We start from the raw sequence: 11,278 nt of genomic DNA on the forward strand, positions 1-11,278 counted from the left end.
TGCTTCAGGCCGCGGCGATGTCGGCGATGCGGAGGACCGTCAGATCCTGGCGATGGCCCCGCTTGCGGCGGCTGTTCTGCCGGCGGCGCTTCTTCAGGATCAGCACCTTCTCGCCGCGGGCGTGCTTCTCGACGGTCGCGGTGACGCTGGCGCCGGGGACGGTGGGAGCGCCGAGGGTCAGGCCGGCCTCGCCGCCGATAGCCAGCACGTCATGGAAGGTGACGGTGGCGCCGGGCTCGGCTTCGAGCTTCTCGACGGTGAGCACGGCGTTCGGCGTCACCCGGTACTGCTTTCCGCCGGTGCGGATCACTGCGAAGGTCATCGTGCGGCCTCAACTGGTCGCGCCAGGATCATAGGCCGGGGTCGGCGCTGCCCCGGGCAAGGGTTCGGTTATGGGATCGGCCAAAACAGGCCGCCGGCGGAGCCAGGGCGCCGCCGGGAGGCGAGGCATATAGACGGGACTTCCCCTCCGGTCAACCACGGAGGCCTATCCGGCGCGGGCGCGGAACAGCAAAGCGAGGCCGGACAGCGTCACCAGCCCGCCCGCCACATCGGCCCAGCCCAGCACCTCGCCGAGCAGCGCCCAGCCGAGCAGGGCGGCGACCGGTGGGGCGAGCAGCTGCAGGGCAGCGGCCGTCGCCGGCGGCAGGCGCTTCAGCATGGTGAAGTAGAGCGCGTAGCCGCCGATGCCGACCACCACCACGCCATAGGCAAGGGAGAAGAGGGCGACCGGGCTCGGCGCCCCGGGCAGGCGGGTCTCGACCAGGCTGGCGAGCAGGGTCAGCGCCAGCGCGGCGACCGCCGCCTGCACGGCATTGGCCGTCCAGGCATCCACCCGCCCGCGTGCCGGGGCAAAGATCAGGATGCCCGCCGCCTGGGAGAGCGCCCCGCCGAGCGCCAGCAGCACGCCATGCAGCTCGAACCCCGCCGCGCCGCGCCCGATGCCGAGCACGGCGACGCCGAGCCAGCCGAGGGCGAGCCCGGCCCAGGCCATCGCCGGGACACGGCGGCCGAGGAAGATCACCTCGCCGAGCGCCACGAAGAGCGGCGCAGTGGAGGAAAGCAGGGCGATCAGGCCGGAGGGCAGCGTCAGCGCGGAAAGCCAGGCCCCTGCGAGATAGCCGGCCGAGCCGAAGAGTCCCATCGCCCCGAGCCGCGCCCCGTCGCGCCGCCCGGGCCAGCGCAGCCCGCGCCAGGCGAGCACGCCGCCGAGCAACAGGGCGACCAGGCAGAAGCGGATGGCCAGCGCCCAGAGCGGCGGCCATTCCGGCACCAGTCCCTTGATGGCCGTGAAGGCCGAGGCCCAGATCAGGACGAAGAGCAGGCCGAGGCCGAAACCCGCCAAAGGAGTCACTCCGCCGGCAGGCTCCGCCGGGCGAGCGCGGCCTCGAGCGTGTTCTCGAGCAAGCAGGCGATGGTCATCGGCCCGACGCCGCCCGGCACCGGGGTGATGGCCGCGGCCCGCGGCAGCGCCTCGGCGAAGGCGACGTCGCCGACCAGCTTGCCATCGGCCCTGCGATTGATGCCGACATCGATGACGGTGGCGCCCTCGGCCACCCAGTCGCCTCGCACCAACTCCGCTTGTCCGACGGCGGCGACCAGGATTTCCGCCCGCCGGCACTCGCCCGGCAGGTCGCGGGTGCGGGAATGGACCACGGTGACGGTGCAGTCGGCGGCGAGCAGCAATTGCAGCATCGGCCGGCCGACGATCTGGCTGCGTCCGAGCACCACGGCGCGGGCGCCGGGCAGGGGCATGCCTGCCTCCCGCAGCAGGTGCATCACCCCCTTCGGCGTGCAGGGGACGAGGCCGGGCTGGCGGCTGGCCAGCCGCCCGGCACTGACCGGATGGAAGCCGTCCACATCCTTCGCCGGATCGACCGCGGCGATGACCGCATCAGCCCTGATCTGCGGCGGCAGCGGGAGCTGAACGAGGATGCCGTCCACCGCCGGGTCGGCATTCAGCCGGGCGACCAAGGCCAGCAGGTCGGATTCGCTGGTCGTCTCGGGCAGGTGGATGGTGGCGCTGTCGAAGCCGGCGGCGAGGGCTGCGCGGTCCTTGTTGCGGACATAGACGCCGCTCGCCGGGTCCTCACCGATGCGGACGACGCGCAGCCCGGGGCGGAAGGGCAGGGCCGCGATGCGCTCGGCGAGGCCGGCGCGCAGCCGCTCCGCCACGGCCTTGCCGTCGATGATCCGTGCCGTCATGCCCAATCCCTCACCCTTGCGGCCAGCGCCTCGGCGTCTCCCGTGACCTGCACCAGCTTCTCCCGCGCGGCCGGGCCCTGGAGGATGCTCACCGCCGAGGCGGGGAGGCCGAGCGCCGCGGCGAGGGCAGCGCAGACCGCGCGGTTCGCCCGCCCATCCTCCGCCGCCTCGGTGACGGCGAGGCGGAGCCGGGGCCCGTCCACTCCAGGCGCCAGCCCGCTGATGCCCGGCCGCCGTGCCCGGGGCTGCACCTTCACGCGGACGGTGATGCCATCCGGGCCCGGCCGCCACCAGCCATCGGTCAAAAATACATGCCGTTCAGGAAGAGCGAGCGGCGGATGGCGCCGAGCAGCATCTGACAGGCGGTGATCAGCAGCAGCACCACCAGCGGCGAGAGATCGACCGGTCCGAAATTCGGCAGCACGCGGCGGACGCGGCCGAAGAGCGGCTCCGTCACCCGGTAGAGGAAGTCGGCAATCATCCAGACGATGCGGTTGCGCGTGTCGAGCACGCCGAAATTGACCAGCAGCTGCACCACGACGGCAAGCATCACCGCCCACCACAACAGGTCCAGCACCGCGCCGGCCAGGTAGAACACCACATCCAGGAACATGCCGATGACCTTGTCTCGTTGGCGGGGTTTGGGCCGGAGCCGTGAACGCGGGCGCAACCTAATGACGGGTCCCGCTGCGGACAAGCGGGCTTGACTCAGGGGCCGCGCAAGGGCATCTAGCGCGCCCTGCGGGACCCCAAGCCCGCGGGTTGGTACGGGGCTGTAGCTCAGTTGGGAGAGCGCGTCGTTCGCAATGACGAGGTCAGCGGTTCGATCCCGCTCAGCTCCACCACCCGCCCTTCCGTGGCGCTCCTGGCCGAAGCCTTCCGCCGCAACCGCCACTGGGGTCTGCTGCCATCATGACATCACCGCCCGACTTCCGGCCGCTCCGCACGGAGCGTCTGGTCCTGCGCCCGCTGCGCCTCGAGGATGCGACGGCGCTGCACCGCCTGGTCAATGACTGGGAGGTGGCGAAGAACCTTGCCCGCGTGCGCTACCCCTATGAGCTGGCCCGCGCCGAGGAATGGATCCGCTCCACCTGGGCGCAGATCGAGGCCGGCGAGGCCTGGCACCTGGCAATCGTCGGCGAGGAGGAGGGCCCAGGGGGCCAGGTCGAGCGGTTGGTCGGCTGCGTCGCGCTGACGCTCGACACGGACCGCAAGGGGGCGGAACTCGGCTACTGGGTCGGACGGAAATTCTGGGGCCATGGCGTGGCGCCCGAGGCGGCCGCGGCGCTCTGCCGCTGGGCGCTGGAGACGCGGGAACTGCAGGCCATCCATGCCAGCGCGTTGAAGGACAATGCACGTTCCGCCGCCGTGCTGCAGCGGGTCGGGCTGCGGCCGGCAGGGGAGGCGATGCAGACCTTCCTCTCCCGCGGCGGGCCGATGCCGGTGCTGCTCTTCCGGGCGGAGCGGGAGGCGCTGCTGGCCTCTCCTGTCACCGAGGTTCCGCGGGCCGAGAAGCCGATCCTCCTTGTCGCCGCCGTCGCGCTGGTCGATCCGGATGGGCGGGTGCTGCTGGCGCGGCGGCCGGAGGGCAAGCCGCTCGCCGGGCTCTGGGAATTCCCCGGCGGCAAGGTGAAGCCGGGCGAGAGCCCCGAGGTGGCGCTAATCCGCGAGCTGAAGGAAGAGCTCGACATCGATGTCAGCGAGAGCTGCCTCGCGCCCTTCACCTTCGCCTCGCATGGCTACGAGGCCTTCCACCTGATGATGCCGCTCTATCTCTGCCGCAAATGGGACGGGGCGGTGCGGCCGGTGGAAGGCCAGGCGCTGGCCTGGGTGAAGCCGCGGCAGATGGGTGGCTATGCCATGCCGCCGGCGGACAAGCCGCTGGTGGCGATGCTGCAGGACTTCCTGTAGCCGCCAACGAAAAGGGGCGCCCGGAGGCGCCCCTTCCCATCTCGACGCCGATCGTCGCTGCTTAGCGCAGCACGATCTCGACGCGGCGGTTCTGCGGCTCGCGCACGCCATCCGCGGTCGGGACCAGCGGGCGGCTCTCGCCGAAGGCCGTCACGCTGATGTCGTTGCGGCTGACGCCCTGCGCCACCAGCTCGGCCGCGACCGCATCGGCGCGGCGCTGCGACAGGCGCTGGTTGTACTGCGGCGTGCCCGAACGGTCGGCGTGGCCGGCCACCTCGATGCGCGTCGCCTGCACGCGGCGGGAATTCTGCGCCGCCTCGCTGATGATTTCGCGGGCGCGGGTGGTGAGGTCCGCCCGATCCCAGTCGAAGAACACCAGATAGGTCCGCGCCGGAGCCGGAGCCTGGGCGGCCTGCGGCGGCGCGGCGACGACCGGCGGCGGGGCCGGCGGCGGCTGGAACAGCGCGTAGCGCAGGCCGAGCATGACCGAGTGGTTGTAGTTGTCGGACTCGATCTTGCCGGACTGCAGCCGGGCACCGGTCGCGGTGCTGACAGTGGTCGCCAGCTCGGGCTGCAGCGTGCCGAAGAAGCGGTATTCGGCGGTCAGCGACAGGCCGGTGACGCCAACCCAGGTGAGCGGCACAGCTGCGCCGACGATGCCCTGGAAGGCGAACTGGCCGTCGTCGCCATCGGCGCTGATGACCCGGTTGCCCGTGCCCACGCCACGGATGTTCTGCCAATCGGTCCAGGCATAGCCGGCGCCGATACCGACATACGGCTGCACGACGCTCTGGCCCAGGCCGAAATTGGCGAGGTCGAAGTCATAGAAGACGTTCGCCATCACGCCATAGGTGGTCTGGAAGCCACCGACGCGCGACACCGGAGCCAGGCCGAAGCCACGGATGCTGTCGATCTCGTTGCTGCGGTAGTTGCCTTCGATTTCAGCCCGGACACCATTGCCGAAGCCCCAGCCGAGGCTCACCACGCCGGTCCAGCCGACGTTGAAATTCGCCTTGCCGACATTGTTGAGGGTGGTGTTGGGCGCCAGCCCGAAGTTGCCGGGAACAGTCTCGCCGCTCAGGTCGAACTTCGAGGGATTGTTGATCCAGTTCGCACCGGCGCCGACGCCGATGTAGAGGCCGGTCACCGGCTGGGCGCTGGCCGTACCAATCGACGCCAGCAGGGGGGCCGAGACCAGGGCGGTGGCCAGCAGTGCCCGTTTCAGACTCATCCGTATTGCTCCAAGCAAGAGACACAACCCGCCGGGCACCGGCCATCCGGTTCGGCGCGGGGTGCGTTCCCTCGTCTGAAGAAAAAATTTGCGGTCTAGTTCACTGTCGAAAACGCGACCGGCAGGCTTGTGGCATCCAAGCCACAGTTAGGTTACATGGCGAAACAGGCCGTAGGACGCAGTATCCCGGAACGAAAAAAGGGGCGCCCGAGGGCGCCCCTTCCAATCTCCGTGAGGAGGAAGTGCTGCTTAGCGCAGCACGATCTCGACGCGGCGGTTCTGCGGCTCGCGCACACCGTCCGCGGTCGGGACCAGCGGGCGGCTCTCGCCGAAGGCGGTGACCATGATCTCGTTGCGGCTCACGCCCTGGCGAACCAACTCAGCGGCGACCGCATCGGCGCGGCGCTGCGACAGGCGCTGGTTGTACTGCGGGGTGCCCGAACGGTCGGCATGGCCAGCCACTTCGATGCGGGTGGACTGCACGCTGCGGGCGGCACCGGCGGCCTCGGAGATGATCTGCCGGGCGCGGTCGGTCAGGTCCGCCCGATCCCAGTCGAAGAAGACCAGGTAGGTACGAGCGACCGTCGGCGCCGGGGCGACCGGCGGGGCGGCCACGACCGGCGGCGGGGCGACCGGCGCATTGAAGGCGTAGCGAATGCCGACCAGCGCGCTGTGGTTGTAGTTGGTCGGCTTGTAGCTGCCGCCCGGGGCGCCGACGACGCTGGTGCGGTCAACATTCAGCGACGGCTCGAGCGTGCCGTAGAAGCGGTACTCGGCAGTCAGGGCGAGGCCCGGAACCGGAAGGTTGAAGGCAGCGCCGGCGATGCCCTGGTAGGCGAAGCGGCCGTCGGTGTCCTCGATCCGGTAGCGGCTGCCGCCCGGGCCGGCGATGTTCGCCTTGTCCACATCGACCCAGCCATAGCCGACGCCGACGCCGAGATACGGGACGATCGGCAGGCCGAGGTTGAAGTCATAAAGGACATTGGCCATCGCCGCGTAGTTGCGGAGGTAGCCGCCGTTGCCGCGCACCGCACCGCCGTTGGAGGTGATGTTGCGGATGTCGTTGGTGCGGTAGCTGCCCTCGATCTCGGCGCGGAGACCGTTGCCGAAGCCCCAGCCGATCGAGGCGAGGCCGACGGCGCCGACATCGTCGAACTTCGTCCTAACGCCGTTGTTGTTCGAATCCTGGTGGAAGTTCAGACCACCGCCGGCGCCGATGTAGAGGCCGGAGACCGGCTGCGCCTGCGCGGCGACCGGCAACGCCAGCACCGTCGCGGCCAGGAGGGCCTTCCTGAGGGTCATCGAAATCTCTCCTCGGTTCACAAAACGCCTGTGTCGCGACGCCTACCGTGAATGTGAGACGGCGACAGCGCTGCGTTCAGGGAACCTAGCACCGCCAGCGTGAACCTGCATCGGGGGCCTAACCATTTCCGCATCGATGTGGCAAAGACGCCACAGCGGATGATGGCAAATACGTCACAGCCCCTTCAGGGCAGCCGCGTCATCGAGGGTGGAAAGGCTGCCGAAGGGCAGCAACCTGTTGGCATGGCCTAGTTTCCGGCCCGGCCGGGCTTCGGACTTGCCGTACCAATGGGGCACCACGCCTGGCTCGCGCAACAGGGCGGGCCAATGGGCCATGCCATCAGGCCCGACCAGGTTCTTCATGACAACGTCGTGATGGCGCGTGGTTGCGGCCAGCGGCAGGCCGGCGACGGCGCGGACATGCTGCTCGAACTGGCTGGCGGCACAGCCATCCATCGTCCAATGGCCCGAATTATGAGGCCGTGGGGCGATCTCGTTGCCCAGCAGACGGCCATTGGGCAGGACGAAGAGCTCCAGCGCGAGGACACCGACCAGGCCGAGCGAATCGGCGACCCGCATGGCATGGCCACGGGCCGCCTCGGCGACCGGCAGGCGCGCCGGGGCGAAGCTGAGGTCGAGGATGTGGTCGCGGTGCCGATTCTCCACCGCGTCGTAGACCTCGGCCGAGCCATCCTCGCCGCGGGCGGCGATGGCCGAGACCTCGGCGACGAAAGGGACGAAGGCCTCAAGGATCAGCGGCTTCGGCGCAAGGCGGGCGAAGGCGGAAGCGGCATCCTCCGGGCGGCGGATCACCGCCTGGCCGCGGCCGTCATAGCCGAGCCGCGTGGTTTTCAGCACGGCGGGAAGGCCGATCTCGGACATGGCGGCGGCGAGTCCCGCCTCGTCTTCCACTGCGCGCCAGGGGGCGACGGGAACGCCGGCGCGTTCGAGGAAGGCCTTCTCCGCGAGCCGGTCCTGGCAGATGCGCAGCACCTCGACGCCCGGCCGGCAGGGAGCGAGGGGGGCGAGGGTGGCGAGCGTCCCAGCCGGGACGTTCTCGAACTCGAAGGTGACGACATCGACCGCGGCGGCGAAGCGGGCCAAGGCCGCTTCGTCCTCATAAGGGGCGACGGTGCAGTCGGCGGCGACCTGCATGCCGGGGCTCTCCGCCTCCGGCGCATAGACATGGCAGCGATAGCCGAGCTGCGCCGCAGCCATGGCGGACATCCGTCCGAGCTGCCCGCCGCCGAGGATGCCGATGGTGCTGCCCGGCGGCAGCGGCGCGGTCATGCCGGCTCCTCCGGAACGCCCTCGGTCTGCGCCGCGCGCCAGGCATCGAGCCGGGCGGCGAGGGCCGGGTCGGAGAGGGCGAGGATGGCGGCGGCCATCAGCCCGGCATTGATGGCGCCTGCCTTGCCGATGGCGAGCGTCCCGACCGGAATGCCGCCCGGCATCTGGACGATGGAGAGAAGGCTGTCCATGCCCTTCAGCGCATGGCTCTCGACCGGCACGCCGAGCACCGGCAGCGGCGTCATCGCCGCCGCCATGCCCGGCAGGTGAGCCGCCCCGCCGGCACCGGCGACAATCACTTTGAGCCCCCGGCCGCGCGCCTCGGCGGCATAGGCGTGCAGCCGTTCCGGGGTGCGATGGGCTGAGACCACCCGGGTCTCGTGCGGGATGCCGAGCTTCTCCAGCACCTCCGCAGCATGGCGCATCGTCTCCCAGTCGGAGCGACTGCCCATGATAACGCCGACGAGGGGGAGCACGGTACTCATGCGCTGATATCGGGCAGGAGCCGGCTTTCCAGCCAGGCAATTTCATCCTTCAGCTTCAGCTTGCGCTTCTTGAGGCGTTGGACCTGGAGTTTGTCCGTCAGGCTGTCCGACAGCCGGGCGATGACCGTGTCGAGGTCGCGGTGTTCACTTCGCATCTCGTGCAGGCGTCGCAACAGGCTGTCTCGGTCATCGAGCATCGGCGTGCAGGCTCGTGGCTGGACGGTGAAGGAAAGGATGCAATCCGGGCGCGGAGGCCATTACCATGCTCCGGCGCAGGCGCAACAGCGGGCGACAGGCCGCCGAAGCGTCTGACGCATCCCAGGACGGCAAAGGAGATGTCCGCATGATGACTTCGCCACGGCTCCGGTCCCTCGAAGACAAGCATGCCATCCTTGAGCGGGCGATCGGCGCACAGGACGCCCGGCCCCGGCCGGATGAGCTGGAGCTGGCGCGGCTGAAGCGGGAGAAACTGAGATTGAAGGAAGAGATCGAGAAGCTGCGCCGGGCCGGCTGAGGCCCGGGGTGCGGCCGGGCTCTCGGCCGCACCGCCTTCTCAGGCCGCTGAATCCTCGGCGGTGTCCTGCAGCGGGGGCGGCACGGCGCCCGGCCGCTCGCCTGCGGCGATCAGCGCGGCATTCAGGTCCGATTGGGTGCAAAGACCGAGGATCACCGGATCCCGCGGCTTGATGTTGGCGCTGTTCCAGTGCGTCCGGTCACGCACCTTGGCGATGGTGTCCTTGGTGGTGCCGAGCAGCTTGCCGACGGTGGTATCCGAGAGCTGGGGATAGTGGCGGATCAGCCAGGCGATGCCGTCCGGCCTGTCGTTCCGCTTGGAGACGGGCGTGTAGCGGGCGCCCTTGCCGCGCGCCTTCGGCGCCGGGAGGCTGGAGGACTGGATCTGCAGCCGGAGGGCAGGGTCGGCCTCGCAGCGGGCGATTTCCTCACGGGTGAGCTGGCCGTTCAGCACCGGGTCATAGCCGATGATGCCCTGGGCGACCTCGCCATCGGCAATGGCCTGGACTTCCAGCGGATGCATGCCCACGAAATCGGCAACCTGTTCGAAGGTCAGGGAGGTCTTGTCGATCAGCCACACGGCGGTGGCCTTCGGCATCAGCGGCTGGGTCATTGAACGAACCTATCAGAGCAGTGCCGGCGGGGCGGGGCCCTTCACTGCGGCTTGGCGTGGCATATAGAGGCGGCATTGGGCGGGGTCAAAGCCCGCGCGTCATACGAGGTGCCGCATGATCGAGGAGGAAATCCCGCGCCCAGCCGCCAGCCGCTTCACCCCGGCTGTGCTGGACCGATGGGACGTGGCCGATCTGCAACGCTATATTGCCGAGTTGCAGGCCGAAATCGCCCGGGCGGAGGCCGCCATCGCGGCGCGACAGGCGCATCGCAGCGCGGCAGATGCCTTCTTCAAGAAACCGGGGACATAGAAAAGCCGGCGGGGTTGCCCCCGCCGGCCGGTCGAGAACCACTCGCCTTGCTTAGGCGGCCTGGGACTGCGGCGCCTGGTCTTGGCTGCCCTCGTTGGCGATCACCGGGCGGCCGGGCTGCACCGGGATGCGGCGGGGCTTCAACGCCTCGGGCACCACGCGCTTCAGCGAGAGCTGGAGCAGGCCATGCTCGAGATTCGCACCATCGACCACGATATGGTCGGCCAGGGCGAAGCGGCGCTCGAAGGCGCGGCCGGCGATGCCGCGATGCAGGTAGCTGCGACCTTCCTCGGCCTGCGGGGCGCGGCCAGCGACGGTCAGGACGTTGTCCCGCGCGACAATCTCGAGGTCGTCCGGGCCGAAGCCGGCGACGGCCATGGTCAGGACGTAGCTGTCCTCACCGACCTTCTCGATGTTGTAGGGCGGGTATCCCTGAGGGTCCTGCGAGGCACGCGCGGTCTCGAGCGTGCGGGCCAGCCGGTCGAAACCGATGGCGGTGCGGAGCAGGGGGGCGAAATCGAGGGTATTCATACGCGGAACCTCCTTGATGGAAGCAAGGTCCTGATTGTGCCGGCGGCTCCTGCCTTCGTCGGCCCCGTCCGGGCGCCGCGAGTGGCGATGAACCGCGCCAGAAGCCCCGTTCGGGCGCCTCTGACAGAGCTAAAATTAGCAAACGCCGCCCCCCGTTCAAGAGGGGGCGGCGTTCCTAAACAGCGCAGGCGGTGAGGCCGGAGCTTACTTCTTGCGGGCACCGATGCCGGCGAACTTCTTGTTGAACTTCGCCACCTGGCCGCCCGTGTCCATCACGCGCTGCACGCCGGTCCAGGCCGGGTGCGACTTCGGGTCGATATCGAGGCGGATGGTGTCGCCTTCCTTCCCGTAGCAGGACCGGGTCGTGTAGGTGGTCCCGTCGGTCATGACGATGGTGATGTCGTGGTAATCGGGATGGATATCGGGCTTCATGGCGCGCTCGCGGAATAGGGCGCAGCCGATACCGACCGGCCGCGGGAAACGGCGCGTATAGGGGAAGGCGCCGGCTGGCGCAACCTCATCGCCGCCCGCGCTGACTCCCGCTGACATGCCCGCCGTGGAAACCCCGGTGGATGCCGCCACGGCCAATCAGCCCGCTGCGGTAGTGGCCCTGATGGCTGCCCAACAAGTGCCGCGGCGGATGCCGGTCCCGACGCTCACTGCTGGCCCGGCTTAGGGCCAGGAATAGGGGCCGTAGCTGGATAGGTCTCGGGTGACGGAACCCAGGGCAGGTCCTCCAGGCCACAGGGTGGGCCGTGCTCCTCCTCATGGGCTGCGAGGATTTGCGGGTTGGGAAGGAGGCGGTGGTCCGGCCGGCGCATTTTGCCAGACCGGCCAGCAGCAGCACCGCGGCCGCGGGTTTCAGGACGATGAAGCGCCAAATGGCG

At 69.7% G+C, this 11,278-nt stretch carries 16 protein-coding genes and 1 tRNA gene; 4 read left to right on the plus strand and 13 right to left on the minus strand.

Features of this window, described 5'->3' with window-relative positions; all coding sequences use genetic code 11:
* Positions 1 to 4: 4 nt before the first annotated feature.
* The 5 genes from rplU to EP26_RS12725 form a co-directional block, all read right to left on the minus strand.
* Complete coding sequence (gene rplU, locus EP26_RS12705; protein ID WP_043338951.1) at positions 5 to 322, minus strand: 50S ribosomal protein L21; 318 nt, start codon at positions 320 to 322, stop codon at positions 5 to 7.
* Between the two features lie 165 nt (positions 323 to 487).
* On the minus strand, positions 488 to 1,345 hold the full coding sequence (locus EP26_RS31920; protein ID WP_052389123.1) for a DMT family transporter: 858 nt from the start codon (positions 1,343 to 1,345) through the stop codon (positions 488 to 490).
* Between the two features lie 5 nt (positions 1,346 to 1,350).
* A complete protein-coding gene (gene folD, locus EP26_RS12715; protein ID WP_043338952.1) occupies positions 1,351 to 2,205 on the minus strand; it encodes a bifunctional methylenetetrahydrofolate dehydrogenase/methenyltetrahydrofolate cyclohydrolase FolD in 855 nt (284 codons plus the stop codon).
* On the minus strand, positions 2,202 to 2,510 hold the full coding sequence (locus tag EP26_RS12720; RefSeq protein WP_043338954.1) for a DUF167 family protein: 309 nt from the start codon (positions 2,508 to 2,510) through the stop codon (positions 2,202 to 2,204). Before EP26_RS12720 ends, folD begins: the two co-directional genes overlap by 4 nt.
* Positions 2,507 to 2,818 (minus strand): YggT family protein, encoded by a 312-nt coding sequence (locus tag EP26_RS12725; protein ID WP_043338955.1) that lies wholly within the window; start codon positions 2,816 to 2,818, stop codon positions 2,507 to 2,509. The genes EP26_RS12720 and EP26_RS12725 overlap by 4 nt, the downstream gene beginning before the upstream one ends.
* Before the next feature lie 156 nt (positions 2,819 to 2,974).
* Between EP26_RS12725 and EP26_RS12730 the strand changes: the two genes are divergently transcribed.
* Both EP26_RS12730 and EP26_RS12735 read left to right on the plus strand, forming a co-directional pair.
* A tRNA-Ala gene (locus EP26_RS12730) sits at positions 2,975 to 3,050 on the plus strand.
* Between the two features lie 67 nt (positions 3,051 to 3,117).
* Positions 3,118 to 4,116 (plus strand): bifunctional GNAT family N-acetyltransferase/(deoxy)nucleoside triphosphate pyrophosphohydrolase, encoded by a 999-nt coding sequence (locus EP26_RS12735; protein ID WP_043338956.1) that lies wholly within the window; start codon positions 3,118 to 3,120, stop codon positions 4,114 to 4,116.
* A 61-nt stretch (positions 4,117 to 4,177) separates the two neighbouring features.
* Here EP26_RS12735 and EP26_RS12740 read toward each other — a convergent pair whose 3' ends face one another.
* The 5 genes from EP26_RS12740 to EP26_RS12760 all read right to left on the minus strand — a co-directional run bounded on the left by EP26_RS12740 (position 4,178) and on the right by EP26_RS12760 (position 8,621).
* The gene (locus EP26_RS12740) at positions 4,178 to 5,347 is read right to left on the minus strand and encodes an OmpA family protein (RefSeq protein ID WP_043338957.1); all 1,170 of its coding nucleotides are present in this window, start codon (positions 5,345 to 5,347) and stop codon (positions 4,178 to 4,180) included.
* 249 nt (positions 5,348 to 5,596) lie between these two features.
* Positions 5,597 to 6,649, minus strand: a complete 1,053-nt coding sequence (locus tag EP26_RS12745) for an OmpA family protein (protein WP_043338959.1) — start codon at positions 6,647 to 6,649, stop codon at positions 5,597 to 5,599.
* A 174-nt stretch (positions 6,650 to 6,823) separates the two neighbouring features.
* The gene (locus EP26_RS12750; RefSeq protein ID WP_043338960.1) at positions 6,824 to 7,939 is read right to left on the minus strand and encodes a 5-(carboxyamino)imidazole ribonucleotide synthase; all 1,116 of its coding nucleotides are present in this window, start codon (positions 7,937 to 7,939) and stop codon (positions 6,824 to 6,826) included.
* On the minus strand, positions 7,936 to 8,424 hold the full coding sequence (gene purE / locus EP26_RS12755) for a 5-(carboxyamino)imidazole ribonucleotide mutase (protein WP_043338961.1): 489 nt from the start codon (positions 8,422 to 8,424) through the stop codon (positions 7,936 to 7,938). Before purE ends, EP26_RS12750 begins: the two co-directional genes overlap by 4 nt.
* A complete protein-coding gene (locus tag EP26_RS12760) occupies positions 8,421 to 8,621 on the minus strand; it encodes a YdcH family protein (RefSeq protein ID WP_043338962.1) in 201 nt (66 codons plus the stop codon). Before EP26_RS12760 ends, purE begins: the two co-directional genes overlap by 4 nt.
* A gap of 65 nt (positions 8,622 to 8,686) precedes the next feature.
* Between EP26_RS12760 and EP26_RS33070 the strand changes: the two genes are divergently transcribed.
* Entirely contained in the window at positions 8,687 to 8,938 is a 252-nt protein-coding gene (locus tag EP26_RS33070; RefSeq protein ID WP_342669098.1) for a YdcH family protein, read from the plus strand.
* 39 nt (positions 8,939 to 8,977) lie between these two features.
* Here EP26_RS33070 and EP26_RS12765 read toward each other — a convergent pair whose 3' ends face one another.
* Positions 8,978 to 9,550, minus strand: a complete 573-nt coding sequence (locus EP26_RS12765) for a DUF1013 domain-containing protein (RefSeq protein WP_043338963.1) — start codon at positions 9,548 to 9,550, stop codon at positions 8,978 to 8,980.
* A gap of 115 nt (positions 9,551 to 9,665) precedes the next feature.
* On the opposite strand from EP26_RS12765, the gene EP26_RS12770 reads away from it, so the two are divergent.
* Positions 9,666 to 9,860 (plus strand): DUF1192 family protein, encoded by a 195-nt coding sequence (locus tag EP26_RS12770; RefSeq protein WP_043338965.1) that lies wholly within the window; start codon positions 9,666 to 9,668, stop codon positions 9,858 to 9,860.
* 51 nt (positions 9,861 to 9,911) lie between these two features.
* Here the strand turns inward: EP26_RS12770 and EP26_RS12775 are convergent, their stop codons facing one another.
* Positions 9,912 to 10,391: an Hsp20 family protein gene (locus EP26_RS12775; protein WP_043338966.1), complete on the minus strand. Its 480-nt coding sequence runs from the start codon at positions 10,389 to 10,391 to the stop codon at positions 9,912 to 9,914.
* 204 nt (positions 10,392 to 10,595) lie between these two features.
* Positions 10,596 to 10,823, minus strand: coding sequence for a 50S ribosomal protein L31 (gene rpmE, locus EP26_RS12780; protein ID WP_043339039.1), 228 nt, complete (start codon positions 10,821 to 10,823; stop codon positions 10,596 to 10,598).
* Positions 10,824 to 11,278 lie beyond the last annotated feature (455 nt).

Origin of the sequence: Belnapia moabensis DSM 16746, from assembly GCF_000745835.1 — a bacterium.
Lineage (GTDB): Bacteria > Pseudomonadota > Alphaproteobacteria > Acetobacterales > Acetobacteraceae > Belnapia > Belnapia moabensis.

Excerpts from the sequence above, each read along its gene's own strand:
- folD (WP_043338952.1), bottom strand. The coding sequence starts at position 2,205 with ATGACGGCACGGATCATCGACGGCAAGGCCGTGGCGGAGCGGCTGCGC.
- rpmE (WP_043339039.1), bottom strand. The coding sequence starts at position 10,823 with ATGAAGCCCGATATCCATCCCGATTACCACGACATCACCATCGTCATG.
- EP26_RS33070 (WP_342669098.1), top strand. The coding sequence starts at position 8,687 with ATGCTCCGGCGCAGGCGCAACAGCGGGCGACAGGCCGCCGAAGCGTCT.
- EP26_RS12725 (WP_043338955.1), bottom strand. The coding sequence starts at position 2,818 with ATGTTCCTGGATGTGGTGTTCTACCTGGCCGGCGCGGTGCTGGACCTG.
- EP26_RS12770 (WP_043338965.1), top strand. The coding sequence starts at position 9,666 with ATGATCGAGGAGGAAATCCCGCGCCCAGCCGCCAGCCGCTTCACCCCG.
- purE (WP_043338961.1), bottom strand. The coding sequence starts at position 8,424 with ATGAGTACCGTGCTCCCCCTCGTCGGCGTTATCATGGGCAGTCGCTCC.
- EP26_RS12745 (WP_043338959.1), bottom strand. The coding sequence starts at position 6,649 with ATGACCCTCAGGAAGGCCCTCCTGGCCGCGACGGTGCTGGCGTTGCCG.
- EP26_RS12765 (WP_043338963.1), bottom strand. The coding sequence starts at position 9,550 with ATGACCCAGCCGCTGATGCCGAAGGCCACCGCCGTGTGGCTGATCGAC.
- EP26_RS12750 (WP_043338960.1), bottom strand. The coding sequence starts at position 7,939 with ATGACCGCGCCGCTGCCGCCGGGCAGCACCATCGGCATCCTCGGCGGC.
- EP26_RS12735 (WP_043338956.1), top strand. The coding sequence starts at position 3,118 with ATGACATCACCGCCCGACTTCCGGCCGCTCCGCACGGAGCGTCTGGTC.
- EP26_RS12760 (WP_043338962.1), bottom strand. The coding sequence starts at position 8,621 with ATGCTCGATGACCGAGACAGCCTGTTGCGACGCCTGCACGAGATGCGA.
- rplU (WP_043338951.1), bottom strand. The coding sequence starts at position 322 with ATGACCTTCGCAGTGATCCGCACCGGCGGAAAGCAGTACCGGGTGACG.
- EP26_RS12740 (WP_043338957.1), bottom strand. The coding sequence starts at position 5,347 with ATGAGTCTGAAACGGGCACTGCTGGCCACCGCCCTGGTCTCGGCCCCC.
- EP26_RS12775 (WP_043338966.1), bottom strand. The coding sequence starts at position 10,391 with ATGAATACCCTCGATTTCGCCCCCCTGCTCCGCACCGCCATCGGTTTC.